Raw genomic sequence first — 26,143 nt, forward strand, 5'->3', positions numbered from 1 at the left:
CGAGAGGGACCGAGGAACCGACGTCATGAGCAACGCACTTGCCATCGCCCACGTCACCCAGGCCCTCGCCGCGTTGATCGAGAACAACGTGGGGCCCGAGTTCGACGAGGCCGTCACGGTCGAGACGCGCAAGCCGCCGACCGAACCGTCCGGCGAACCGGTCATCCACGTGTTCCTGTACCAGGTCACGCCCAACACCTCGCAGCGCAACAACGACCTGCCGACCCGCGCCGCCGACGGCACGCTGGTCAAACGGCCCGCCACCGCACTCGACCTGCACTTCCTGATCAGCGCGTACGGAGACGAGAACGAGCTGGTCGGGCAGCGGCTGATCGGGGCGGTCGTCCGCACCCTGCACGAGATACCGATCCTGCCGAAGGACGTCATCGAACAGGCGGGTGAGAAGCCCTACTTGGCGGGCAGCGACCTCCTGGAATCGGCGCAGCGCGTCCGGTTCACCCCGACGGTGATGGACGTCGACGAGACCTCGAAGCTCTGGGGAATGCTCTACCAGACGCCGTACGCCCTGTCGGTGGTCTACCAGGCCGCCCTCGTCCTCATCGACGGCCGCGGCACCCCGGTCCCGGCGAAGCCGGTCCAACGGTCCGATGTACGGGTCCTGCCGTTCGGGGCGCCCGGGGCGCCGACACCGGGTGGGCGCAAGCCGGACGTGACCGAGGGTGCCGAGGACGGGAGTTCGGAAGCTCCGACGCCGACAGCCGAGCCCAGCACGGTCGTTGCCAAGGCCCCCGCCAAGAAGGCCGCCGCCAAGGCGCCGGCCCGCACCCGCAGGGCCGCACAGCCGGCGGCCAAGGCGACGGAGCCGGGTTCGGGCGGCAGGTCCGCGCGTGGCACTGCCAAGCGCCCGGCTGCCCCGCCCGACAAGCCCGACAAGCCCGACAAGCCCGACGAGCCCGAGAACACCGAGAACTGAGCACCGGGTGCGGACAACGAACGGGGGCAGGTAAGGACATGGGGATGCGCGAGGGTACGGGTACGACGGGTGCGTACGCCACGGGTGGCCCGGCGACGCTGACGGCGGAGATCCGGCGTGTGCTGGCCCGTGTCGACGCCCACGCGGCCCACGCCGGACAGGAGGAGCAGGCCGGCTCCTCCGGCAGCCCGCAGCCGCCCGACAGCACGCCGGTGCCCGCCGGTCCCGCCGCCGCGCCCCTCGACGCCCTGGTCACCTGCTTCGGGCTCACCTCCTTCGAGCGGGACCTCGTACTCCTCGCCGCCGCCCAGGAGTTGGAGCCGACGACCGCCGCCCGGTGCGCCTCGGCGGCAGGCGACCCGGAGCGGACGTACCCGACCTTCTCGCTCGCCCTGGCCGCGCTCGCCGAGCCGCACTGGAGTGCGCTCACCCCGGTGGCCCCGCTGCGCCGCTGGCGGATCGTCGAACCGTCCGACGACTCACAGCTGACGACCTCCCGGCTCCGCCTCGACGAACGCATCCTGCACTTCCTGCTCGGCTCGCCCTATCTCGACGCCCGTCTGCACGGCCAGTTGCGCCGCACCCCGGTGCCCGACCGGCTGCCGCCCTCGTACGACCTGGCCGCGAACCGGGTCGCCGCCGGCTGGGCGACCGGGGCGAGCCCCGACGCGCCGCTGCTCGTCGAGGTGACCGGCGGCGATCTGCGCAGCCGGGCCGACATCGGCGCCGCCGCGGCGGCCCGCGCCGGGCTCGGGCTCTACTCGGTGAGCGCCGAGGACATCCCCGGCGACCCCGCCGAACGGGACCGGTTCGCCCGGCTCTGGCAGCGCGAGGCGATCCTGCTGCCCGCCGCGCTCCTCGTCGACGTGGGCGAAGTGGACCGCGACCAGCGGGCGGCGACGGAGGCGTTCCTGGCCGGGGCCGCCGTACCCGTCGTCGTGTCCAGTGAGGACCCGCTGCGCACGGACCGCCCGCACGGCACCCGGGTGAGCGTCCCCCGGCTCGACGACGAGGAGCAACTCGCCCTCTGGGCCGACGCGTTGGCGGACGTCGCCGACCTCGAAGAGGGCGAACTGCGGTCACTGGTCGCGCAGTTCCAGCTGCCCCCGCATGTCGTGCGCTCCGCCGCCGCGGCCGTACGGCGTGATCTGCCGGACGAGGACGAGCTGGACGCCGCCCAACTTGCCTGGCGGGCCGGGCTCGACGAGGCCCGGATCGGCATGGACGAGCTGGGGCGACGGATCGAACCGGAGGCGGGCTGGACCGACCTCGTCCTGCACGAGCGGCAGACGAGCGTGCTGCGCGAGATCGTCGCGCATGTGCGGCAGCGGCCGACCGTCCACCAGGAATGGGGATTCGCGGGCACCCTGCGCCGGGGCCTCGGTGTCACGGCGCTCTTCGCGGGCGGTTCCGGCACCGGCAAGACGCTGGCCGCCGAGGTCATGGCGAAGGAACTGGGCCTCGACCTGTTCATCGTCGACCTCTCGCAGGTGGTCAGCAAGTACATCGGTGAGACCGAGAAGAACCTGCGCCGGGTCTTCGACGCCGCCGAACGCGGCGGTGCGCTCCTCCTGTTCGACGAGGCCGACGCCCTCTTCGGCAAGCGCAGCGAGGTCAAGGACAGCCACGACCGGTACGCCAACCTCGAAGTCAGCTACCTGCTGATGCGCATGGAGGCCTACCGGGGCCTCGCCATCCTCACCACCAACATGAAGAAGGCCCTGGACACGGCCTTCCTGCGGCGCATCCGCTTCGTCGTCGACTTTCCCTTCCCCGCCGAGCACGAACGCGCCGAGATCTGGCGCCGGGTCCTGCCGGCGCAGGCCCCGGTCAAGGACATCGACTCCGCCCTTCTCGCCCAACTCACCGTCGCCGGCGGCTCGATCCGCAATATCGCCCTGTCCGGCGCGTTCCTCGCCGCCGAGGAGGGCGACCGGCTCCAGATGCGGCACATGCTCGCGGCGGCCCGCACCGAGTACCTCAAGCTGGAGCGCTCCCTGACGCCGACGGAGGTCCGCGGATGGGTGTGAAGCGGATGGGTGGGAGCAAGGACGAGAGCAGCAAGCCCTCGGCGATACGCGTGGACATCGCGGAACTCGTCCTCGACGGCTTCCGGGCCGACCCCGAGCGGGTGTCCGCCGCCTTCGAGGACGAGCTGACCCGCCTGGTACGCGAGCACGGTGTGCCCCTCGCGGCGGACGGCGCGGTGAGCGTCGACGCGCTGACCGGGCTGCCGCCGCTGCCCGCGGGCCTGTCCGCGCGCCGCCTCGGCCAGGAGCTGGCGCGCGCGGTGCACGAGGGGCTGAGCGGACGCGGGGAGGTGACCCGATGAGCGGCAACGCGCAGTCCCAGGACGCCCGTTCGGAGCAGTCGGCCGCCGAACAGCGCCGCCGCAAGCGCAAGGAACGGGGCGCCAAGTCCCGTACCCCCTCCGCGAAGGACGTCGTCAGCGGCGCCGGACAACCGCTCGACCCCGGCGTACGACGGGAGTTGGAGGAGCGCCTCGGTCACGACCTGAGCCGCGTACGGCTGCACACCGGCCGGGACGCCGCACAGCTGACCGAACTGCTCGGCGCGGACGCGGTCGCCGTCGGCCAGGACATCCTCTTCCGCGAGGGCGCCTACCGCCCCGGCACGGCGGACGGGCAGCGCCTGCTCGCCCACGAGCTGCTGCACACCGTCCAGAACCCGCACGGGCTGGGTGCGCTGCGGGCCGGACGGGACATGGGCGCGGTGAGCATGCCGCAGCAGGCGATCGAGCGGGAGGCGGAGTCGGCGGCCCAGGAGCTGGCCAGGGGCGGGGAGACGGCGGTCGCCGCCGCGCAGGGCGAGGGCGTGGTCGAGGAGGGGCAGGCCACACCGGGCTGGCTGCGCTATGCCACCGTCGACGCCGACCGGATGCGCGCCGAGGCCGTCGATCCCGCGACCCTCGTGGACCGGCTCGCGGGCGGTGTGCTGCGCTCGCTGCGCGGCGACCCCACCGACGCCTCCGGTCGCGTCCGGCTCCAACTGGCCCGGATGTCCGAGCAGTTGGAGGACTCGGTCATCGAGCGGCTCGAAACGCGGCTGCTCACACCGGAGTACGAACGCCTCCTGGACCTCGCGGAAGCGGCCCAGCCAGGACCGGTCGAGTTGCAGCCCGCCGATGTACCGCTGCCCGAGATCGATCTCTTCGACGAACTCGGCGTCGAACGCGTCCAGTGGCAGAAGAAGAAGGAATCCGACCGCGGTTCCAAGGACAGCCGCGACGCCGACGCCCGCGAGGAACGGCAGGACGTCAGGGCGCGCGACGAGAAGAGCGGCAGCGACCGCAGCCGGGCCCGGGCCGACGCGGCCACCGAGGACCAGGAGTCCGCGCAGCGCACGGAGCAGGAGGACGAGCGCAACGCCTCCCGGCAGCGGGCCGAGCAGGAGCAGCAGCAGGAGGACGAGAAGGCCGCCACCGACCGTGAGCGCACCGACGAGGCCGCTGACGAACGCGCCCAGGGCCGGCAGCAGGGCACCGAGCAGGCCAAGGAGGAGCGCAAGGAACAGCGCGAGCGCGAGGAGGCGGACCCCGAGCAGGCCAATGCCCCCGGCGCGGACAAGCGGGGGCGCAAGGACCAGCAGACCCAGCCGGCCGCCGGGGCCAGACGCGAGGAGCTCGACCCGAAGCAGAAGGGCCAGCCGGGCCCCGTACGGCCGGAGAAGGTGGACGAACGGGCCGAACAGCCCGACTCCGCCCTGTCGGAGCACGGGTTGAACGAGAAGGCTGAGGACGGGGGCGCCGATGGCGATCCGCGGGAGGAGGAGCAGCCTCTCGGCCTCGAAGCGGGCGCCGATCAGGAGGTGGAGGGCGGCGAGGACGGCCAGGCGCCGGGCGCTGAGCCCGAACCCGCGATCAAGCCCGAGGACCACCTTCCCGAGACCGACCTCGACCTGTCCGCCGTACCGACCGCGGACCGGCTCCAGCCGGGCGCCGCCGAGCCGTCGCTGCCCGCCTTCCCGACCCCGCCGCCGACGAAGGCGGAGAAGATCGAGCAGGAGCGGGAGAAGAGGGACCAGGAGGCGGCCGACGAGGACACTGCCGCCGCCGGGCCCGAGCCGAAGGCGCCCGGTCAGGACGAGGGGCCCGTGGAGGGCGAGGCGCCGCAGCCCGAGAACGGGCCCGCCGCGCAGGCCCAGGACCGGGGCGCCAAGGACCTTCAGGAGACCGGGAAACCGCTCGATCAGGAGGTCGGCCCGGACCCCGCGACCGAGGACAAGGAACGCCCCGAACCCGAGGCCGAGAAGCCCGACTCCGAGCAGCAGCACGAGAGTGAGCAGGCCAAGGACGCCGATGACGCCGGCGAGGCCGGTGCGGACGGTTCCGACGAGCGGCCCGACGCCAAGGACGCGCAGGACGAGAAGAGCGAACGGCAGGAGCGTACGAGGGCGGGCTCGCGGATCGCTTCGGGCGCGGCGCCGGCCACGGCGAGCCCGGCCGCCGCCACCACGAGCACGTTGGCGTCCGCCGTGTCCCGGCCCGCCGGAGCGCAGACCCCTCGGACCCCCGTAGAGGACCGCAACCCCTCGCCGTCCGCCCGGCGCGAGGCCGAACCGCCCAGGTCGGAGCGTGAGGCACCGGCGGCCAAGAGCCGGATCCCCAAGGAGACCGGTCCCGGAGCGGCGCCGCGTGGAGCGGTCGGCGGCGCGGAGAAGGGCGGGCCGACGACCGCCGTCGGCCCCGGTGCCGCACCGTCCGTCTCGCAGGCCGCGGTGAGCCCGGCCGCCGAGCAGACGGCCGCGCCCGGGCAGAGCGCCGAGAGCGCGGCGCCCAAGCCTGAGGCGTCCCTGGAGAAGGACGGCGGTGGCTGTGCGCCGCCCGAGCCCGCCGCCGAGAAGGACGACGGCGGTGCGGGCAGCTGCGGGGGCGGCGGCGGTGCCGCGCCCGAGGAGAAGGAGCAGGAGCCGCCGGACGTCTCGGGGCAGGATCCCAAGGCCGCCGTACGGACCGTGGGCAAGCTGGCGCCCGACCAGGCGGCCGCCGCCATGCCCGGCGTCGACGCGGCCGCGGACAAGAAGGTCGGCGAGGAACAGCAGCGGCTGGACGCCAACCCGCCCACCAGGGAACGGCCTTCGGGCGCCCCGCAGACACGTTCGGCGCCCCCGGAGGCGGCCCCCGCGGCTGCCCAGGTCACCGGCAAGGTGGAGAAGCTCGGCCCGGAGGAGCAGGGCGAGAAGCAGAAGGCCAAGGGCAGCGAGAAGGCCGAGGGCCAGAAGCCCACGGACAACACTCCGCCACCGCCTCCGCCCGCCGTGCCGGACAAGGGGCTGACCGAGGCCGAGGCGGCGAACGTCGAGGCCGCGGTGGACGCCGTCCCGACTACCGACCCCGAACTCCAGAACAAGACCGTCGGTCCGGCCCCCAAGATCCGGCTCGAAGGTGCCAGCGACCCCAAGCGGACCGACGACCAGGCCAAGGCCCTCAAGGACAAGCAGTCCGACCTGCAGACGACGGGCCGCGCCGACGCGGCCAAGCCCATGGGCGAGGACCAGATCTTCCCCAACGCGCCCCAGGAACAGCTTTCCGGCAAGGCGTCCGGCGGCGGCGCCGGAGGCGGCAAGGGCGGCCGGCTCAGGGCCATGTCCAAGCCGAAGGCCGGCGTGGGAGCCGTCGCCAAACAGGAGAAGGGCTCCGAGGTCCAGGGCGCCGCCGGCCAGGCGGAGGGCGACCTAGGCACGAAGGAGCAGGAGAACAGGCAGGGCGAGCAACAGGCCAAGCAGGAGAAGCAGGCCGAGATCGACCGCGAGGTCACCCAGAACACGGAGAAGCAGACCTCCGAACGGGGCCGGGTCGCCCGCGAGACCCAGCTGCAGCGCGAGGAGTGGCGGGCCGAACAGGACAAGAAGGTCGGGGACGCGGACAAGCAGTCCGAGGACGAGCACGGCACCAAGAACAAGGAGATCGTCAAGGCACGCGACGACAAGGACAAGGAGGTCGGCGAGCGCAAGGACAAGGACAACGCGCAGATCGACACCGAGCGCGAGAACGCGGAGAAGGAGGCCGAGAAGAAGAAGGAGGAGGAGAAGCCCTCCGGAGGCCTGTTCGGCTGGATCGCCGACAAGGTCGCCGACTTCTTCGAGGGCCTGCTCGCAGTGGTCACCGCGGTCTTCGACGCCGCCCGCAAGGCGGTCAACGGGATCATCGACACGTTCAAGGAGTGGGCCAACAAGGCCATCGACTTCGTACGTGATCTGGCGATCAGCGCGATCAACGCGCTGGCCGACGCCCTGATCGCGATCGGGGACGTACTCCTGGCCGCCTTCCCGGAACTGCGGGACAAGTTCCGCAACGCGATCGAGGGCTTGCGGGACGCGGCCGTCGCCAAGGTCAACGAGCTGGCGGACGGCCTGAAGAAGGCGGTCAACGCGCTGCTGGACGTGCTCGCCGCGGGCCTGAACAAACTCCTCGATGTCCTGGAAGCGGGTATCAAGGGCGTCATCAAGGCCTACCAGGCCGTCATCGAGGGCGTCATCAAGTTCGCGCAGGCGGCGATCGAGGCACTCGGCAAGTTCGCGGCGCTGGTCGCCGACATCGCACCCGACCCGGGCGGCTGGATAGGCAAGGCCGGCAGTTCTGCCAAGTCAGGGATCACCGACCACCTCTGGGGCGCCATCAAGGTGGGCGTGAAGCGGTGGTTCGACACCAAGGTCGAGGGCATCCTGGGCCTCGGCAAGGCCGTGATCAACGTCCTGGTCAAGGGCTGCGTCTCGCTCAAGCAGATCGGCAAGATGGCGTGGGACGCGATCATCGCGTCCCTGCCGATGATGATCGCGTCGCTGGTCATCGAGAAGGTCGTCTCGATGATCGTCCCGGCGGCGGGGGCGATCCTCACGATCGTCCAGGGCCTGATGGCGGCCTGGCAGTCCATCAGTTCGATCCTGGCCGCCTTCTCGAAGTTCTGGGCCTACCTGAAGGCGGTGAAGGCCGGCCCGGCAGCCTGCCTCTTCGCAGAAGCGGTCGCGGCGGGCGTGGTCGCCCTCCTCGACTTCATCGCCAACTTCCTGATGATCAGGCTCTCTTCGGCGACAAAGGGCGTGGGTAAGCGCCTCCAGGCCATGTCCCAGAAGATCATGGACGGCCTGAAACGGACCGGCAAGGGAGCGCGGTCGGCGGCGGGCTCTGCGGTCAACTCCGCACGGGGGGCGATGCGCAACGCCAAGCAGAAGGTCGCGGAGCCGGCGACCCCCCGCTGGCCCAGGGGCGAGCCGTCCCCGGACCTGAAGACACCGGTGAAGCCGAAGGACACGGCTACGCCGAAGGGGCCGGCGAAGGCGGATACGGCGGCGACGAAGCCGAAGGACAGCGCGAAGGACCGGCCGGGCCAGGACAGGACACCCGACAGGGACCAGGCTCCGACCAAGAAGGACCAGGCGCCCGCGAAGGACAAGAGCCCCGAGGCCACCCCCAAGAAGAAGAAAGAGATCGAGGGCCCCAAGCCGGCCAAGCCCAAGAAGCCCAAGTCCCCGGTGGGCAAGGCCCTCGCGAAGGCCAAGGGCGCGGTCAAGTCCGCCCTGAAGAAGGTCGGCAACGCGGCGAAGACCCTCGGCAAGAAGCTGAAGAAGACCAAGGTCGGCAAGGCGCTGAAGAACAGCGCGTCGAAGCTGCGAAACGTCTTCAAGAAGAAGAAGGACCGGCTGCGCGACGACAAGAGGCGGCAGCAGGAGCAGAAGAGGCGGGATCAGGACCGACGGAAGAAGGATGAGAAGTCCAAGGAGTCCAAATCGGTACGGCTGCACAAGATAGTTCTCCGTATACGTCCCCGACTGGATGGCCTCTTGGAGAAGGGCGTTCCTCGTCCGGTCATGATCGCGACCTTGGCCGGCGTGCGACTCTGGTATCGGCTCACTGGGCTCACCCTCAGGGGCAATGAAACCGGGGACATTCTTGCGAGGCTCAACCCTGAGGAAGTCTCCAACGAGTTCACAGAGGTGGAGCCCCCGACCACGCCTCCGCCCTCTCTCACTCCCGAGGAGCGAGAGCAGAGGCAAGGTGACCCGCGCCGCGAGCAGCAGGAACAGCAAGAGCAGCCGAAGAAGATGACCGGGCTGTCGGATCCACTGAAGGCTGTCCTTCGAGGTGCAACAAAACCGTCAGAGGAAGGGGTGCCGGAGCCAGGGGAGTCACTCTCTTTCAAGAAGGCCGTCGAGCGAAAATATCAAAAAGACAATAGGGGAAAGAAGGATGAGGAGAAATATACGCCGGACCACATACCATCAGGTGCATCACTCATACAGGCAGAGAAGGACCGGGTAAAGGCTGCAGAGGAAGCGAAGCTGGGCGGCCGGAGGCTCACCTCTCAGGAAGAGATGGAGCTGTATCAGAAAGAGAAGCTCCTCACCAAGAAGAGGGGTAAGCGCAATATTCGGGATGAGAGGGCCGAGGAGATCTATCAGGAAGGGCTCACTCTCTACTTGAGGAAGCAACTTCACGAACAGGGGCGAACCTTCTTCGGTGAAAACACGCGTGAAAAGGTGCAACACGATGCCAAGTTTCCGACCAGGGCCGTCGAGCTTGATTACCGCCGCTATCTAGAGGTCCTCGATGACGAGCTCACCCAAGACGAAGTGATAGGTTTCATCCGCCATTACGAGCACCTGGCGCGCACTAAGGTGATCGAGTGGTCCCCTGAGATCGACAAGCTTCTACGGGAAGTCTGGGAGAGAGTCAAGTGAGGCCGACAGAAGAAGTAGAGAAAATCGCAGCCGACTCCAAGCTCTCCGTGTCGGAGAAGGAGGTGCGCATCATTGAACTGCTTTCCGGGCAGCCGGACCGAGGCGTAGCGGCCGCGACCATGTGTCTGATGGAGACCGGCGACGACCGGGCAGCGGACTTCGCCGCACTGTACCTCGCACTTCTTCCTGGGGCGCATGAGGAGAAGGCCCGGGCAGCGGAACGTCTCCGGGGTTCCGGACAGCTCGTTCGTTCCGCGTCCCGATTGGTCCCCTGGCTTCCAGGGCAACTCCTGGATTCCTTCGTGACCGACTATGTCTCGGATCCGAAGGGTGGATCCCCGCTGTCCGACGTCATCTTCGAAATTGGCGTGAACACTCCTGATCGGCTGCGTCCATTCGCTGACCGAATTGAGAGTCATTTCATCCATAGAAGCCTGCTGTCCGGCTCTCCTGATGAACTGGTCGACGCCTTTCTGGAGCGATGGCGCGAGGGAGATGACGATTATGATGCGATTGAAGCGCTGGCACTCATTCGAACGCGGCACGCTGCTCGTACGGTGCTAGCGGTTCGCGAAGAATTTGAGGATCCCGAAGAATGGGAGATTCTACTGGAGTTGGCGGGAATTCTTCCTGACGCTGAAAGGGAAGCGGGTTACCGGCCGCCGTACATGGGTCTTGTCACCGATGACGGGGAAAGCCCTCATGTCATGGGCGGCCACGTGGACGGGCCCGTTCCAGTCTGTCCAGCCTGCTCCGCCCCGGCTCAACGGGTATTGACCTTGGCCGCCGACGCAGTGCCATACGGGCTGGCGCAGGATCCGTCGTTCTTCTGGTACACGTGCTCCTGCGGTGCTTTGGAGACCACCACGGTGAGGGTCGGACCCGGCGAACGGTATGTGTTCTACGGCCCGCACGGTATCTCGGACCCCGACCGGAGCATCGTGCCGGGTAAAAGGTCCATGACTTTGGAGTCTCATCCGAATCGAGTGGGTGTGAGCCTGGAGGCGATTGCCGGGTGGTCCAGACATCAGGTCGGAGGTCTCCCGCGGTGGGTGGAAGTGGATGCCCATCCGCATTGTCCGGAATGCCGCAAGGTGATGCCATTCCTGGCTTCCATCGACAGCGGACCGACCCCGTTTGGGGCCATGGGATTTCGAGGAACGCTCTTCTGCTTCTGGTGCAATAACTGCCGCGTATCAGTCACACAGCACCAGTCATGAAAATCCAGGATGGTGAGCGATGACCCGTTACGCAGACATACCTAAGCCCATCCGCTCCGGAATAGTAGTAGTCAACCCCGACACCGGCACCCCCCAACGCATCATCGTCCTCCAGTTCAACCCGGACACCCTGGAGCGAAGCGTCGCCCCCCAAACAGCCGGTGACAGTTCCGACTCCGGGGGCGGCGGCGGAGCCGGCAGTGGTGATCGCAACGAGGCCCTACGCCTCAAGGGTCCCGCCGAGGAGACCTGGAAGTTCACCGCCGAGATCGACGCGACCGACCAGCTGGAGATCGCCGCGCCCGACGGTATCCACCCCCAACTCGCCACCCTCGAAATGCTCGTGCAGCCGACCACCGCCCAACTGCGCGCCGCAAGCCGTCTCGCGCAGAACGGGACCATCGAGATCAGCCCGATCGAGATGCCGTTGACCCTGTTCACCTGGGGCAGCAAGCGGGTCATGCCCGTCAGGCTCACCGAACTCTCCATCAATGAGTCCGCCTTCGACGTGAACCTCAACCCGATCCGGGCCTCCCTCGGCATCGGCATGAAAATCCTCACCGTCAGCGACCTGCCCGCCGGACACCGAGGCGCCGACCTCTACATGGCGCACCTCGCGCAGAAGGAACGGCTCGCCGCAGCCGCCCGGGGCGGGAGCCTCGGGTCGCTCGGGCTCAATGGAATCGGCGCCAGTGCGCTGAGCGGAAGGGGCTGAGGGCACCGCCATGGCCGACATCGAACCGTACGAGAACGCCCTGGACGCCATCCCGGGCGCCCACCCCTACCCGCGCACCAGCCGCTACCACGACGCCGAGATCGGGATCCACCGCCAGGCCGACGGCACCGAAGTCCGGTATGCCAAACGGCGGTTGCTGCCCCCGCTGGACGGTGCCCCGCACCCCCACACCGTCGGCGCCGGCGAACGCCCCGACCTCCTCGCCCAGCACTACTTCGGCGACCCCGCCCAGTGGTGGCAGATCGCCGACGCCAACCCCGTCCTCGACCCGAACGAGCTGACCGACGAGGCCGGCCGCGTCATCGGCATACCGACCTTCGGCGGGCTCCCGCGAGGAGACCGGCGTGTTTGATCTGCCCGTGGGGCAGGGCCCCGTTCACATCACGCTCCACATGGGGCCGAAGCTCACCCGCCCCGTCCCCGCCGAGGTCACCGAAGCCCTGCTGTCCGCCCAGATCACCGCCACCGCGGGCGAACGCAGCGGATTCCAGCTCGCCTTCGACCTCACCAAGAACGGGATCATCAACCGGCAGCTGCTCCCCGAGGGCTTCTTCGATCCCAAGACCCGCATCATCGTGACCGTCACCGTCAAGGGCACCCCCGACGTGCTCTTCGACGGCCTGATCGTCCGGCACGAGGTCGGCGCCAGCAACCAGCCCGGCCACTCCACCCTCACCCTCACCGGCGAGGACCTCACCCTCCTCCTCGACCTGGAGGAACGCACCGCCCGCTACCCGAACCTCCCGCCCTCCGAGCGCGTCCTCGCGATCCTGCGGCGCTACTCCGACTACGGCATCCGGCCCGACGTCTACACCGAGAAGATCGCCCAGCCCCCGCACCAGGATCTCCGCGTCCACTACCAGACCGGCACCGACCTCCAGTACGTCACGGAGCTGGCCCGCGCCAACGGCTACACCTTCTACCTCGAACCCGGGCCCAACCCCGGTCAGTCCTCCGCCCGTTGGGGCCCGGAGGTACGCCTCGGCATTCGCCAGCACGCCCTCAACGTCAACATGGACGCCAACTCCACCGTGGACCAACTGACGTTCGCGTACGACGGCACAGCACGCGAGGAACCGCAGGCCCGCTGGCAGGATCCCGGGACCCGGCAGTCCACCCTGCTGCCCCAGCCGCCGATCAGCCCACTGCGCCCGCCCCTCGGCAAGCGGCCCACCCCGGCCCTCAAGCGCCGCACGCTTTCCGGCACCGCCAAGCAGCAACGAGCGGAAGCCGAGGCCGAGTTGCTCGCCCGCGCCGCCGTCTCCGCCGACGTCGTCTCCGGCTCGGGCTCGCTCGACGTCAACCGGCACGGCTACATCCTCCAGCCCCGCCAGCTCGTCGGCGTACGCGGCTCGGGACGGGCGTACGACGGTGACTACTTCGTCAAGTCCGTGACGCACAACCTGCGCCCGGGCTCGTACCAGCAGAACTTCACCCTCTCCAGGGAGGGGCTGGAAGCGCAGAGCGACTACGTCCGCCCATGACGCGCCAGGCGTGATGGGACCCGCAGTACCCGCAGTACCCGCAACAGACCACACACCAGGAGCAGTTCAGCATGGCGGCACCCAGCAATCGCTACCTCGGCAAGTTCCGCGGCCGGGTCGTCGACAACAACGACCCGCTGCGTATCGGACGCCTCACCGTCGAGGTCCCGGACGTCCTCGGCGACGAGCCGTCGACGTGGGCGCTGCCCTGCCTGCCCTTCACCGGGCCCCAGTCCGGCCAGTTCGTCGTGCCGCAGAAGGACACCGGCGTGTGGGTCGAGTTCGAGCAGGGGGACCCCAGTTTCCCCATCTGGACCGGGTGTTGGTGGGGGACCGCCGACGAACTGCCGCCCGACGCGCGCCGCGAACTGCAAGCCAACGCCGCCAGTAAGCCGGTCGTCGTGCAGACACCACTCGCGCACAAGCTCGTCATGAACGACACGCCCGGCGCCGAACAGGGGATCCTCCTCCAGGCCCAGGGCGGCGCGTACATCCGCATCACCCAGGGCGCCATCGTCATCGCGAACGGGGCGGGTGCCGAGATTCTGCTGCGCGGCGATCAAGTGACCATCAACGAGGGCCAGTTGACCGTGCTCTCGAAGCGATAGAAGACGGGGGACGAAGAGAAGTGTCCGGGAGTCTGCTCGATGCGAGCGCCGTGATCGGCTGCCCGCACGGCGGTCGTGTCAGCGCCGCCACCACATCCACCGGCGGCGTACGGGTCGCGGGCGCCGCCGTCGTCACAGCCGCGCACGCCCACACCGTCGTCACCGGCTGCCCGCACACCGTCGACGGTGTGCCCGCGCCCTGCGTCTCGGTCCGCTGGACCGCCGACAGCACCGGCGTCACCGTCGACGGCGCACCCGTGCTGCTCGACACCTCCGCGGCCCAGTGCTTCACGTCGGCCTTCGTCCCGCAGGGACCGCCCGTCGTCCAGGCCGCGCAGCGAAAGGTCACCGTCCGATGAGCCGCCCGACCCATCCCGGCGCCCCGAGCCCGGCCACCCGCCCCCGCAGCGACATCGCCTTCCCCTTCCGTGCCGACCGCCGGGGCCGCACCGCGCACGCCGGTCACGCCGACCACGTACACGACCTGATCGAGCAGCTCCTCTTCACCAGCCCCGGCGAGCGCGTGATGCGCCCCGACTTCGGCTGCGGCCTCCTCGATCTCGTCTTCGCGCCCAGCAGCCCCGAGCTGATCAGCACCCTCGAACTCTCCGTGCAGGCCTCGCTCCAGCGCTGGCTCGGCGACCTCATCGACGTGCTGGCCCTCGATGTGTTCGGCGAGGACAACGTCGTACGCGTGCATCTCTCGTACGTCGTACGCGCCACCGGCGGCCGACGCGACGACGTCTTCGAAGGGCGGCCCGTATGAGCACCCACACGACCGACAGCCTCGCCGTCCCCCGGCGCGCCAAGGTAAGAGCCGCTCAGCTCAACGGAGTTGACGCCGTCGAGGTCAGTGACGACGGGCTCCTGCTCACCGTCACCTTCCTCGGCAAGGCCCCGCACGGCCTGTGCCCCGAGAACGTCCGCATCGACGGCGGCCGACGCGTCACCGGGATCACGGCCGTCGACGTGAGCGTCGAGCGCGAGGAGGACCCGGAGCTCGACGACCGGCTGTACGTCACCCTCGACAAGGCCGGCGACACCTCCCGCTACCGGCTCGCCCTCGTCGAGACCGACCCGTACGACCGCCCGGGCACCCAGCCCTACCGGGGCTTCGACCAGCGCTACCACAGCGCCACCTTCTCCTTCCGGCCCGACTGCCCAACTCCCTTCGGCTGCAAGGAAGATGAGCAGCCAGGGAGCGCTGAAAGCGGCTTCCCGGACGCGCCCGTCGTCGACTACACCGCCCGTGACTACGACACGATCCGCAAGCTCCTCCTCGACCGGCTCGCGCTCACCACGCCCGACTGGGTCGAGCGCAACCCCGCCGACCTGGGCATCGCCCTCGTCGAACTCCTCGCGTACACCGGCGACCAGATCAGCTACCAGCAGGACGCGGTCGCCACGGAGGCCTACCTCGACACCGCCCGCCGCCGCGTCTCCGTCCGTCGGCACGTCCGGCTCATCGACTACGCGATGCACGACGGGTGCACGGCCCGGGCGTACGTCACCGTCGAGACCGCCGGTGACCACACGCTCGCCCCGGGCACGTTCCGCTTCGCCTCCGTCGACGTCCGCACCCTCGACCCGCACGACCGGCCCGAACCCGGCACCGTCGTCGACGACCACGACCTCGCCGACCTCGACGAGCGCGGCTCGGTGGAGGTCTTCGAACCGGTCCTCGCCGCAGACCAGTTGGAGCTGCGCGTCGCCCACAACGCGATCCGGCTGTGGACCTGGGGCGGCGAGGCGTGCGCCCTCCCGAAGGGCGCCACCGCGGCCACCCTGCGCGACGAGTGGCAGGACCCCGAGACCTGTCGGGACCGCCGGCTCGACCTCAAGCCCGGCGACCTGCTCGTCCTGGAGGAGGTGAAGGGCCCGCGCACCGGCACCCCCGGCGACGCCGACCCCACCCACCGCCAGGCCGTCCGCCTCGCCTCCGTCACCCCCGCCCTCGACCGCATCGAGGACCAGCCGGTCCTGGAGGTCACCTGGGCCGCCGAGGACGCCCTGCGTTTCCCGCTCTGCCTCACCACCCGCGGCGGCCGGAACTGTCTGCCCGTCGAGAACGTCAGCCTGGCGCGCGGAAACGTCGTCCTCGTCGACCACGGCCGCTCCCTGCCCGGCGAGGGACTCCCCGAGACGTTCACCGTGCCGCCCGTCCCCGCCGTCGTCGCCCCCTGCGACCCTCCCGCCTTCGGCTGCGCCGACCGGACCGAGGGCAACGCGCCCGCCCGACTCGTCAACTCCCTTGCGGACAAGGCGGAGAGCGGCGAGTCGCTGATCCCCGAGGACGTCCGCGAACTGTTCGACGTACTGGGCGAAGCCGCCGCCAACCGGGCCGGACTCGGCCTCGAACGCGCCGGACAACGGCACGAACGCGTCGTGCCCGGCACGGCGTACGCTCAGGCCGCCGCCCTGCGCACGCTGCTCGCGCAGTCCGTCTACCCCGGCATCGCACCCCGCTTCCGGCCGGTCCTCGGACGCGCCCCGATCACCCAGGCCGTGCCGTTCCCCGACCCGGCGACCGTCTCCGCCGGGCAGGCCGAACGGATCGCCGCCATCCCGGGGCGGGTACGGCAGCGACTCGTCGAACTGTGGCGCAGCGCCCGCGACCGCGACGGGCTCGGCGAGGACGAGATCGCCGAACTCACCGTCGTCTACGGCCTGCGGGTGCTGGAGCGGCTCGAACTCCGCCTCCACCCCGTCCGCGCGCTGCGTGAACTCCTGCACCGCAACGACGAGTTGCTCGACGGCAAGCTGCGCCGCATCGAGATCCTCGTGGCCCGGGCCCGCGCCGGTACCGTCCTCGACGGCCACATCGCCTGGGAGATCGCCCACAGTTGGGGCCCGGCATACGCGGCCGGACTTCACCCCGACGAGCCGGTACTGCGCGGCTCCGCGACCGCCGCCCTCACCCAGGACCCGCGCCGCGCGCTGCCCGCCGTACGCCTCCAAGAAGACTCCAGCGACAGCGACAACACCTGGTATCCGCGCCGCGACCTGCTCGCCAGTGGCTCCCGCGACCGGCACTTCGTCGGCGAACTGGAGGACGACGGACGGCTCGCACTCCGCTTCGGCGACGGCCGGCGCGGCGCCCGCCCGGCCCCCGGCACACGCCTGGCTGCCCGCTACCGCCTCGGCGGCGGCACCGCGGGCAACGTGGGCGCCGAGGCCATCAACCACCTGGTCGTCAACTACCAGGAGACCCCGGGAGACTGCGAACCGCCGCCCGTCGCCGTCGTCCGCAACCCGCTGCCCGCCACCGGCGGCACGGAACCTGAACCCGTCGAGCAGGTACGCCAGTTGGCCCCCCTGGACCTGCGCCGCACCCGCCTGCGTGCCGTCACCGCCGACGACTACGCGTCCCTCGCCACCGCCCTCCCCGGCGTACAGCGCGCAGCCGCCGAGATCCGCTGGACCGGCAGCACTCAGGAAGCCCACATCGCACTCGACGCGTACGGCACCGGCGCACCCTCGCCCGAGCTGCTCACCTCCGTCGCCCAGGCCCTGGAGGCGTACCGGCGCATCGGCCACGATCTCGTCGTCGGCCCCGCCCGGCACGTGCCGCTGGACCTCGCGCTGACCGTGTGCGCCGCTCCCGGTCGCCAACACGGGCAGATCCTGGCCGAGTTGTACCGCGTACTCGGCACCGGACGGCTGCCGGACGGGCGGCTCGGCTTCTTCCACATGGACGCGCTGACGTTCGGCGAACCGGTCCGGCTCAGTCGGCTGGTCGCCGTCGCCGCCGCCGTACCGGGGGTGGAGAGCGTCCACGTCACCCGACTGCGGCGGCTGTTCGAGCAGGACCGAGGAGAGAGGGAGGACGGCGTGCTGCGGCTCGGCCCGTTGGAGATCGCCACCTGCGACAACGACCCGGACCGGCCGGAGAACGGCCTCCTGGCGATATCCCTGACGCCTCTTGGAGGTGCCCGATGACCACCGAAACGCCCCTCCAGGCAGCCGACTTCGCCGACGACTGCACCTGCGGCGGCACCTGCCGCACCGGCCACGACGAACGCCTCGCCCCGGCCCCGCTGCACAACCCGCCCGGCCGCACCGCCCTCGACTACCGCGTCGGCGAGTACGGCAGCTTCCGGGCCGCTCTCCTCGACCGGCTCGCCTCACCCGCGTACCCGGCGCTCGGCGGGCTCACCGTCCGTACCCCGGACGACCCGGCGATCGGCCTGCTCGACGCCACCGCCGTCCTGGGCGACCTGCTCACCTTCCACTCCGAGCGCATCGCCGACGAGGCCTACGTCCGTACGGCCAACGAGCACCGTTCGCTCGTGCTGCTCGGGCGGCTCGTCGGGCACCGGCCGCGCCCCGGAGTCGCCGCCGCCACCCATCTCGCGTACACCCTCGAACGTGACCCGCGCGCCGAGACGCTGCCCGTGCTGATCCCGCGCGGGGCGCGCAGCAACAGCGTGCCGGCGTCCGCCGACGAGCAGTCGCAGACCTTCGAGACCAGCCGCGACCTCACGGCCCGCTGGGACTGGAACGAGCTGAAGGTCCGCCGTCGGCGCCCCTCCCTCCTCACCCCGCAGGACCTTCAGACCCGCTCGGAACTCTTCGTCGAGGGCACCGCGAACTCTCTCCGCACCGGCGACCAGTTGCTCTTCGTCTTCGGCGAACAGGCGGGCGGAGAACGTAAGTTGCTGCCGGTCGCGGGTACGCGCGTCGACCGGGACGACGACATCACGGCGATCTCCCTCCCCAAGTCGGCCCCGCCCACGCTGAAGGAGCTCGTCGACGAGGTCCGCCGCTGGACCGCCGAGCCCGCGACCCCGGGCGAACCGGGCGACGAGCCACCGACCCCGGAGGTCCCCAACCCCCGCCCGGTGAGCCGCCTGATCGAGGACTTCGACGACCAGGTCCTCGCCCCGCTCCGCACCGACCTGGACACCGTCACCACCCCCGAACGCCTCGCGGCCCGCCTCACGGAACCGGTCGCCCGCCTCGGCGAGGCCCAGGTCCTCGCGACGCCGTACGACGATGTCGCCGCGTGGTTCGAGCAGTTGGAGGCGGTGCTGGCCGAACTCGCCGAACGGGCACTGGAGTTGGCGCCCGCACAGGACGCCGACCCCGCCGCCGCGACAACGTCCCGCACCACAGCGGGAACCGCCCCGGTAGAGCCCCGCCAAGCCGCACTCCAGGCCCTGGCCACGGTCCTCCCCGCCCTGCGCAGCGCCACCCCCACCCCCCGACCGGGCGCCCGCGCCCAGAGCCCCGGCACGGACACCGCCCGTCTCCTCTCCGCCCTCAACCCCGCCCTCGGCACCCTCTACCCGGCCTGGCGCAGGGCAGCGGCCGCCGCCCCCGGCACCCCCCAGCTCCTCCGCGAGCTGCTCGCGCTGCGCGTCACCACGGCCCCCTTCGGTGCCGCCGCCCCGCTGAAGCCGGTCCAGGACGACCGGGGCCGGGTCATCCGCACCGCCGACTGGCCGCTCACGGGCGCCGCCCTCACCAGCATGCGCGTTGTCTACGACACGTCGGGCAAGGTCCCGGTCAGGGCGGAGTTCCAGTACGTCGAGGGCAGCAGTTCCGACCAGCGGGCCGAGAACCTGCCCGTTCCGCAGTTCGTCACGTTCCCGCTGGGCACGGGCCAGGTCGACCTGTCCGTACGCGCCGGCCAGGACCGCGACCTGAGCTGGCTCACCCGACGCCCCGCCGACTCCCAGGAACCCGGGGTCACCGCCCGCCTGCACTCGGGGCTGCCGGAGCGCACCCTGTTCGTGTCGCGGCCCGACGACGACGGACTCGTGCACGTCGGCATCCACAACGGCACCACCCAGGAGATCTCCCTGCGGCCGGGCGTCAGCGAGCAGTTCACCCACGGGGAGTACGAGGTGAGCCTGCGCTACACGACGGGCTCCGCCGAGCCCAACGTGGAGGTGGTCATCGCGAGCAAGCCGCAGCCCGTCAACCGCCGCATCCTCCAGCTCGACACCGTGCACACCGGCATCACGGTCGGCAGCTGGGTGGCGATTCTGCGCCCCGCCAAGGGAGTTGAGGACGGCATCCCGGGCGACGCCAAACTCGCCTTCGTCACCACGCAGGTGGTCGCCGCCCGTACGGCCGCGTACTCCAACTACGGCATCACCGGCCGAGGCACCGAACTCACCCTCGCCGAACCCTGGTTGGACGAGTTCGACGTCCTCCTCTCGCACATCCGCGACACCACCGTGTACGCGGCGGGCGAGCCCCTTCGCCTCGCGGACGAACCGCTCGGCGAGGACGTGCACGGCAACGAGGTCGAACTCGCCGAGCTGTACGACGGGTTGCGGCCCGGCCGCACCCTGATCGTCACCGGCGAGCGCACCGACATCCCCGGCGCGACCGGAGTGCAGGCCACCGAGGTCGTCACCCTCGCCGCCGCCGACCCGGCCGTCGATCCCGGGCTCCCGGGCGACCACGTCCACACCCGGCTCACGCTGACGACCGACCTCACCCACCGCTACCGCCGCGACAGCGTCCGCATCCTCGGCAACGTCGTCGAGGCGACGCACGGCGAGGGCCGCGACGAGGCCATCGGCAGCGGCGACTCCGACCGGGTCAACCAGACGTTCGCGCTCTGGCAGTCTCCGCTCACCTGGCTCGCCGACGACAACCCCCTCGGCGCGACACCGGTGTTGGAGCTCCGCGTCGACGGTCTGCGCTGGCACGAGGTCGACAGCCTCGCCGGACGCGGCCCCCGCGACCGCGTCTACATCACCGGCACCACCTCCGACGGCCGTACGACGGTGACCTTCGGCGACGGCGTCAACGGCGCCCGGCTGCCCACCGGCCACGAGAACATCCGCGCCCGCTACCGCTTCGGCACCGGCAAGGCCGCCAACACGGCCGCCGACCGGATCACTCAGCCCCTCACCCGCCCCCTCGGCGTCAGTCAGGTCACCAACCCCCGTCCGGCGACCGGCGGTTCGGACGCGGACGGCCCCGGCCTGACCCGCCGTACGATCCCGCTCGCCGTGTCGGCCCTGGACCGCCTGGTGTCCGACACCGACTACGAGGACTTCGCCCGCTCCCGCGCCGGCATCGGCCGCGCCACCGCACGCGAACTCTTCGACGGACGGCGGCGGTTGCTGCACGTCACGGTCGCGGGCACGGACGACGTACCGATCGCCGACGACTCGGACATCCTGCGCGCCCTGCGTGGCGCCCTCACCGAGTACGGCGACCCGAACCTCCCCGTCCGCGTCGACGTCCGCGAACTCGTCCTCCTGCTCGTCGCGGCCAAGGTCAAGGTCGCCCCCGACCACGCCTGGGAGCTCGTCGAGCCCCGACTGCGCCAGGCCCTCCTGCGCCGACTCGGTTTCGAGGGAAGGGAGTTGGGCCGCCCGGCCCGTCTCTCCGACGTCCTCGCCACGGCCCACACCGTGCCCGGCGTCGACTACATCGACGTCGACATTTTCACCGGCGTCCCCGCCTCCGCCACCCCGGACCAGCTCACCGAGCTGCTCACCCACCCCGGCACGCCGAGGCCCTCGGTCCCGGCGCACCCGGCGACGTACGACGAGCGGACCCACACGGTGCGGAACGCGAACGGCGAGACGCTGTCGTCGGTCTGCGCCCGGTACGGCGTTCCGCTCGCCGAACTCCTGCGCCTCAACCCCGACATCACCGACACCCGGCGCCTCGCCAAGGGCCGGACGGTGTACGTCTTCCGCGGCATCCGCCCAGCCCAGCTCGCGCTGCTGTCCCCGCGCGCCGCGGACACCCTGATACTCACGGAGGTCCAGTGATGGCCGCGCATTCGACGGATGTCCAGTTCGAGACGGCAGCCCGGTCGGCGGCTCGGGAGCCCGACGGTCTCGCCGCCCTCCTGCCCCGCTGGCACCTCCTGCGCGACGCCGAGGAAGGCGAACCGCTGCGCGCCCTGCTCGCCGTGATCGCCGAGCAACTCGACCGTGTACGCGACGGGGTCGAGCAGGGCTACGAGGACCTGTTCGTCGAGACGGCGGCCCCCTGGGTGCTGCCCTACCTGGGCGACCTGGTCGGCTACCGCACCCTCCCCGGCTACGAACGCGTCCTCACCGACGGCCTGCACGAGGGCGGCCGGGCCGCCCTCGCCGAGGCCATCGCCCCACGCGCCGACGTGGCGGCCACCGTCGCCAACCGCCGCCGCAAGGGCACCCTGCATCTCCTGGAGGAGATCTCCGAGCAGGTCGCCGGCTATCCCGCCCGCGCCGTCGAACTGTCGCGCCTGGTCGCCCACACCCAGCCGGTGAAGCTCCACCGGGACACGGGGAGAGGCCGACTCCTCGACCTCCGGAACGGCTCCGCGCTCGCCCTCGCCGGCGGCCCCTTCGACACGGCGGCCCGCACGGTCGACATCCGCAGCGCCAACTCCCGCCACAGCCAAGGCGGTTGGACCCCCGCCGGAGTCGGCCTGTTCGTCTGGCGGCTCAAGGCGTACTCGCTGACCCGCTCCCCGGCGTACTGCATAGACCGCGCCCGCCACCTCTACACCTTCTCGATCCTCGGCAACGACAGCCCCCTGGTCACCAAGCCGGTCCCGGAGCCATCCCCGACCCATCTCGCCGCCGTCGACAACGTGCCCGCTTTCATCACCCGCCGTCTGCTCCACGACCGCCTCGCCGACTACTACGGCCCCGGCAAGAGCTTCGTGATCCGGCGCGACGGCGAGGACAAGCCCGTACCCCCGTCCGACATCGTGGTCACCGACCTGTCCGACTGGCGCTACCGCCCCAAGCGTGGCCAGGTCGCCGTGGACCCGGAGCTGGGCCGGATCGCGTTCGGCGCCCGCTCCGCGCCCCGGCAGGGCGTCTGGGTCGACCACCACTACGCGTTCGGTGCCGACATGGGCGGCGGCGAGTACGAGCGGCAGGACCGCGAAGCCCGTCCCGACGCCGTGTTCTACCGGGTCGGCCCCGGACAGCCGTACCGGCAGATCATGGACGCGTACCGCGCCTGGCAGCACGACCGCCGGGCGGACCGGACGGGCCCCGAGGGCATCATCGAGATCACTCACAGCGGCGCCTACCAGGAGCAGTTGGACTTCGACCTCGACCCCGGCGACCGGCTCGAACTCCGCGCCGCCGAAGGCACCCGCCCGGTGATCCGCCTGCTCGACTGGTACAGCAACCGCCCGGACGCCCTCAACATCCGTGCCGTGGAAGGTGATTGCGCCCCGCACGAGCGCCCGAGGATCACCCTCGACGGACTCCTCGTCGCCGGCCGGGGCATCAACGTCACCGGCCCGATGGGCGCGGTCGTCCTGCGGCACTCCACACTCGTCCCCGGCTGGTCCCTGGAGCCGGAGTGCGACCCGCACTCGCCCGAGGAACCGAGCATCGTCCTCGAACGCACCACCGCCTGCCTCCAGATCGAGCACAGCATCCTCGGCACGATCGAGGTCATCGGCGACGAGGTCAGCGAGGACCCCCTCGACATCCACCTCCGCGACAGCGTCCTCGACGCCACCGCCGACGACCGCGAGGCCCTCTCCGCCCCCGACTGCCGACACGCCCACGCGGTACTGCACCTCCACCGCACGACCGTCATCGGCGAGATCCACACCCACGCGGTACGCATCGCCGAGAACTCGATCTTCACCGGCCGGCTGCACGTGGCCCGGCGAGGCATCGGCTGCCTGCGCTACTCGTACGTCCCCACCGGATCCCGTACGCCCCGCCGCCACCGCTGCCAACCGGACCTGGCCGGTCCCGAACAGGTCTCCCGCGTACGCCCGTTGTTCACGTCGGAACGCTACGGGACGCCCTGGTACGGCCAGTTGGCGGACGGTTCGGCCGCGGAGATCCGGCGAGGCGCGGACGACGGCGCCGAACTGGGCGCTTTCCACGACCTGTACCGCCCACAGCGCGAGGACGGGCTACGGGCACGGCTCGCGGAGTACACCCCGGCCGGCACGGACGCGGGGATCTTCTTCGTGACCTGAGCCGCAGCCCATGCCGCCGGCCGCATCCGCCAACGACCTCGCGAACCCGCACACTTCAGCATCTGAACCCTGGGGGACCCCCTTCATGCACGCCGATCTCTCCCGACTCACCTTCCGCCCCGACCGCCACTACTCCGCGGTCATCACCCAGCAGGGCCGCGTCCAGCTCGACGCCGACGCCAACGAACAGGCCGCGATCCAGCTCCACCAGGCCCGCACCCTCGCCGCCGACCTGATCGGACCGCACGGCGGCCCACGCGGCTCGGCAGGCTTCCGCGTCGAGTACGTGGGCGGCAGGCACGACATCGACACGCTGTACATCCACGGCGGCCGGTACTACGTCGACGGCATCCTCCTCGACGCGAACCGCCCGGCCCCGGGCACTCCCGTACCGGACGACGAGGACGCCCAGGACCAGGAGCCGGAGGCCACTCGGCCGCCGACGTACTGGACCTACTGGGACCAGCCCGACGGCTTCCGCGACCCGGAGAAGCCCGGCGACCGGCTGCCCTCGCCCGCCCAGTCGCCGTTCCTCGTCTACCTGAAGGTGTGGGAGCGCTCGGTCACCGCCGCCGAGGACCCGGCGCTGCGCGAGGTCGCCCTCGGCGCGGCCCTGCCCGACACGGCCGCCCGCGTCAAGGTGGTCTGGCAGGTGCTGCCGCTCTCGCTGGCCGCGCTGGAGATCGACGAGCCCGAGCCGTCCAAGGAAGTGGTCAGCGCCGCCTTCGACCGCTGGGCGCTGAAGCAGTCCACCCCCACGGCCCGCCTCGCCGCCCGCAGCGAACGCCCCGACCACGCCGACGAGGACCCCTGCCTGGTCAAGCCCGACGCCCGCTACCGGGGCCCCGAGAACCAGCTGTACCGCGTCGAGATCCACGACGCCGGCGCGGCCAAGGACGCCACCTTCAAGTGGTCCCGCGAGAACGGTTCCGTCGTCTTCCCGGTCGACGAACTCGACGGTACGTGGGTGCAGTTGGCGTCCCTCGGCCACGACGACAAGCTCGACCTGGACGTCGGCGACCGCGTCGAGTTCACCGACACGGCGTACGCCTCCCGCCTGGAGCCCCTGCCGTTGCTCCGAGTCGAGGAACTGGACCTCCCCGGCCGCCGCGTCCGCCTCTCCGCCGAACCGGAGCCGGGCGTAGGCCGCCTGCCCCACCTGAACCCCTTCCTCCGCCGCTGGGACCACCACGAGGGCCCGCGCCGCAAGGGCCGTACGACGACACTCCGCAACGGAGCCGTACCGGTCACGGAGGGGGAGTGGCTGCCCCTGGAGGACGGCGTCGAGGTCTACTTCGCCAAGGGCGCCGCCTACACGGCGGGCGACCACTGGCTCGTCCCCGCCCGCACCGCCACCGGCAGCGTCGAATGGCCGGTCGACCAGGCCCGCCGCCCGCTCCTCCAGGCACCCGCCGGCATCGCCCGCTCCTTCGCCCCCCTCGCCCTGGTCAAGGGCGAGGGCAGCACCGTGGACCTCCGCCGCGCCTTCGGGTGGGCGGCGAGCAGCGTCCCGGCGGCCGACGAGTCGGCCCTCGCGACGGAGGCCCAGGCCCGCCGGGAGGAGCAGACGGCGGATGCCGACCCGTCCCACGGACGGTCCCAGACCACCGCGGAAGCGGAGGCAGCAGTGGACGGAGACAAGTAATGGCGAAGCCGCTCAGCGCGTCCAAGCTGCTGGAAATCCTGCGCGCGGAGGGCCTGACGGTCCACGAGGTCCGCAACTGGCGCACCCACAACCGCAATTCAAAGGGCCCGTGGGGACCGGTCAACGGCGTGATGATCCACCACACCGTCACCTCCGGCACGAACTCCTCCGTAGACCTCTGCTACGACGGCTACGCCAACCTGCCCGGCCCCCTCTGCCACGGCGTCATCGACAAGAAGGGCCACATCCACCTCGTCGGCAACGGCCGCGCCAACCACGCGGGGCTCGGTGACAACGACGTCCTGCGGGCCGTGATCAACGAGTCCAAGCTGCCCGTCGACAACGAGGCGGACACGGACGGCAACCGCCACTTCTACGGCTTCGAGTGCATCAACCTGGGCAACGGCACGGACCCCTGGCCCGAGGCACAGAAGGAGGCCATCGAAAAGGTGTCCGCCGCGATCTGCCGCCACCACGGCTGGAGCGAGCGTTCCGTCATCGGCCACAAGGAATGGCAGCCGGGCAAGGTGGACCCCCGCGGCTTCACCATGGACAGCATGCGCGCCCGCATCCGCGAACGCCTGGCCGGGGGCGGAGGCGGCGGCAAGGACACCACCCCCGCACCTCCCAAGCCCTCCTATGTGCCGTTCCCCGGCGGCGGCTTCTTCCACCTGGGCCAGAAGTCCCCGGTGATCACGGCAATGGGCCACCGCCTGGTAGCGGAGGGCTGCGGCCGCTACCAGGACGGCCCCAGCCCAGAATGGACAGAGTCCGACCGCAAGTCCTACGCGGCCTGGCAACAGAAACTGAACTTCAAGGGCAAGGACGCAGACGGCATCCCCGGCAAGACAAGCTGGGACAAACTAAAAGTCCCGGGTAACTGAGACGCGCCCCATA

16 protein-coding genes are annotated in these 26,143 nt (G+C 70.9%); all 16 read left to right on the forward strand.

The genetic code is table 11. From position 1 onward, the window contains the following. The first annotated feature begins 25 nt into the window (after positions 1-25). The 16 genes from ACH4TV_RS18195 (at position 26) to ACH4TV_RS18270 (ending at position 26,130) form a co-directional block, all read left to right on the forward strand. The gene (locus ACH4TV_RS18195) at positions 26-934 is read left to right on the forward strand and encodes a DUF4255 domain-containing protein (RefSeq protein ID WP_398399150.1); all 909 of its coding nucleotides are present in this window, start codon (positions 26-28) and stop codon (positions 932-934) included. Positions 935-978: 44 nt separating this feature from the next. Further along, complete coding sequence (locus tag ACH4TV_RS18200) at positions 979-2,964, forward strand: ATP-binding protein (protein WP_398399152.1); 1,986 nt, start codon at positions 979-981, stop codon at positions 2,962-2,964. After that, the gene (locus tag ACH4TV_RS18205) at positions 2,955-3,266 is read left to right on the forward strand and encodes a hypothetical protein (RefSeq protein WP_398399154.1); all 312 of its coding nucleotides are present in this window, start codon (positions 2,955-2,957) and stop codon (positions 3,264-3,266) included. The genes ACH4TV_RS18200 and ACH4TV_RS18205 overlap by 10 nt, the downstream gene beginning before the upstream one ends. Next, positions 3,263-9,631 carry a DUF4157 domain-containing protein gene (locus tag ACH4TV_RS18210; RefSeq protein ID WP_398399156.1) on the forward strand — a complete coding sequence of 2,123 codons (6,369 nt, stop codon included), beginning with the start codon at positions 3,263-3,265 and terminating at the stop codon, positions 9,629-9,631. The genes ACH4TV_RS18205 and ACH4TV_RS18210 overlap by 4 nt, the downstream gene beginning before the upstream one ends. Further along, complete coding sequence (locus ACH4TV_RS18215; protein WP_398399158.1) at positions 9,628-10,851, forward strand: hypothetical protein; 1,224 nt, start codon at positions 9,628-9,630, stop codon at positions 10,849-10,851. The genes ACH4TV_RS18210 and ACH4TV_RS18215 overlap by 4 nt, the downstream gene beginning before the upstream one ends. A gap of 19 nt (positions 10,852-10,870) precedes the next feature. After that, positions 10,871-11,566 (forward strand): hypothetical protein, encoded by a 696-nt coding sequence (locus tag ACH4TV_RS18220; RefSeq protein ID WP_398399160.1) that lies wholly within the window; start codon positions 10,871-10,873, stop codon positions 11,564-11,566. Between the two features lie 10 nt (positions 11,567-11,576). Continuing rightward, positions 11,577-11,939, forward strand: a complete 363-nt coding sequence (locus tag ACH4TV_RS18225) for a hypothetical protein (protein ID WP_398399162.1) — start codon at positions 11,577-11,579, stop codon at positions 11,937-11,939. Further along, positions 11,932-13,071, forward strand: a complete 1,140-nt coding sequence (locus ACH4TV_RS18230; RefSeq protein ID WP_398399164.1) for a hypothetical protein — start codon at positions 11,932-11,934, stop codon at positions 13,069-13,071. Before ACH4TV_RS18225 ends, ACH4TV_RS18230 begins: the two co-directional genes overlap by 8 nt. Before the next feature lie 71 nt (positions 13,072-13,142). Then, positions 13,143-13,679: a phage baseplate assembly protein V gene (locus ACH4TV_RS18235; protein ID WP_398399166.1), complete on the forward strand. Its 537-nt coding sequence runs from the start codon at positions 13,143-13,145 to the stop codon at positions 13,677-13,679. Between the two features lie 20 nt (positions 13,680-13,699). Continuing rightward, positions 13,700-14,038: a hypothetical protein gene (locus tag ACH4TV_RS18240; RefSeq protein WP_398399168.1), complete on the forward strand. Its 339-nt coding sequence runs from the start codon at positions 13,700-13,702 to the stop codon at positions 14,036-14,038. Then, positions 14,035-14,445, forward strand: coding sequence for a GPW/gp25 family protein (locus ACH4TV_RS18245; protein ID WP_398399170.1), 411 nt, complete (start codon positions 14,035-14,037; stop codon positions 14,443-14,445). The genes ACH4TV_RS18240 and ACH4TV_RS18245 overlap by 4 nt, the downstream gene beginning before the upstream one ends. Continuing rightward, a complete protein-coding gene (locus ACH4TV_RS18250) occupies positions 14,442-17,618 on the forward strand; it encodes a putative baseplate assembly protein (RefSeq protein ID WP_398399171.1) in 3,177 nt (1,058 codons plus the stop codon). Before ACH4TV_RS18245 ends, ACH4TV_RS18250 begins: the two co-directional genes overlap by 4 nt. Continuing rightward, the gene (locus ACH4TV_RS18255) at positions 17,615-21,424 is read left to right on the forward strand and encodes a putative baseplate assembly protein (protein WP_398399173.1); all 3,810 of its coding nucleotides are present in this window, start codon (positions 17,615-17,617) and stop codon (positions 21,422-21,424) included. The genes ACH4TV_RS18250 and ACH4TV_RS18255 overlap by 4 nt, the downstream gene beginning before the upstream one ends. Next, positions 21,424-23,601, forward strand: a complete 2,178-nt coding sequence (locus ACH4TV_RS18260; RefSeq protein ID WP_398399175.1) for a hypothetical protein — start codon at positions 21,424-21,426, stop codon at positions 23,599-23,601. Before ACH4TV_RS18255 ends, ACH4TV_RS18260 begins: the two co-directional genes overlap by 1 nt. An 85-nt stretch (positions 23,602-23,686) precedes the next feature. Continuing rightward, positions 23,687-25,246 carry a DUF6519 domain-containing protein gene (locus ACH4TV_RS18265; protein WP_398399177.1) on the forward strand — a complete coding sequence of 520 codons (1,560 nt, stop codon included), beginning with the start codon at positions 23,687-23,689 and terminating at the stop codon, positions 25,244-25,246. Further along, a complete protein-coding gene (locus tag ACH4TV_RS18270) occupies positions 25,246-26,130 on the forward strand; it encodes a peptidoglycan-binding protein (RefSeq protein ID WP_398399179.1) in 885 nt (294 codons plus the stop codon). The genes ACH4TV_RS18265 and ACH4TV_RS18270 overlap by 1 nt, the downstream gene beginning before the upstream one ends. Positions 26,131-26,143 lie beyond the last annotated feature (13 nt).

The organism is Streptomyces sp. NPDC020898 (assembly GCF_044333925.1).
GTDB lineage: Bacteria > Actinomycetota > Actinomycetes > Streptomycetales > Streptomycetaceae > Streptomyces.

Excerpts from the sequence above, each read along its gene's own strand:
- ACH4TV_RS18195 (WP_398399150.1), top strand. The coding sequence starts at position 26 with ATGAGCAACGCACTTGCCATCGCCCACGTCACCCAGGCCCTCGCCGCG.
- ACH4TV_RS18200 (WP_398399152.1), top strand. The coding sequence starts at position 979 with ATGCGCGAGGGTACGGGTACGACGGGTGCGTACGCCACGGGTGGCCCG.
- ACH4TV_RS18205 (WP_398399154.1), top strand. The coding sequence starts at position 2,955 with ATGGGTGTGAAGCGGATGGGTGGGAGCAAGGACGAGAGCAGCAAGCCC.
- ACH4TV_RS18210 (WP_398399156.1), top strand. The coding sequence starts at position 3,263 with ATGAGCGGCAACGCGCAGTCCCAGGACGCCCGTTCGGAGCAGTCGGCC.
- ACH4TV_RS18220 (WP_398399160.1), top strand. The coding sequence starts at position 10,871 with ATGACCCGTTACGCAGACATACCTAAGCCCATCCGCTCCGGAATAGTA.
- ACH4TV_RS18225 (WP_398399162.1), top strand. The coding sequence starts at position 11,577 with ATGGCCGACATCGAACCGTACGAGAACGCCCTGGACGCCATCCCGGGC.
- ACH4TV_RS18235 (WP_398399166.1), top strand. The coding sequence starts at position 13,143 with ATGGCGGCACCCAGCAATCGCTACCTCGGCAAGTTCCGCGGCCGGGTC.
- ACH4TV_RS18245 (WP_398399170.1), top strand. The coding sequence starts at position 14,035 with ATGAGCCGCCCGACCCATCCCGGCGCCCCGAGCCCGGCCACCCGCCCC.
- ACH4TV_RS18250 (WP_398399171.1), top strand. The coding sequence starts at position 14,442 with ATGAGCACCCACACGACCGACAGCCTCGCCGTCCCCCGGCGCGCCAAG.
- ACH4TV_RS18255 (WP_398399173.1), top strand. The coding sequence starts at position 17,615 with ATGACCACCGAAACGCCCCTCCAGGCAGCCGACTTCGCCGACGACTGC.
- ACH4TV_RS18260 (WP_398399175.1), top strand. The coding sequence starts at position 21,424 with ATGGCCGCGCATTCGACGGATGTCCAGTTCGAGACGGCAGCCCGGTCG.
- ACH4TV_RS18265 (WP_398399177.1), top strand. The coding sequence starts at position 23,687 with ATGCACGCCGATCTCTCCCGACTCACCTTCCGCCCCGACCGCCACTAC.
- ACH4TV_RS18270 (WP_398399179.1), top strand. The coding sequence starts at position 25,246 with ATGGCGAAGCCGCTCAGCGCGTCCAAGCTGCTGGAAATCCTGCGCGCG.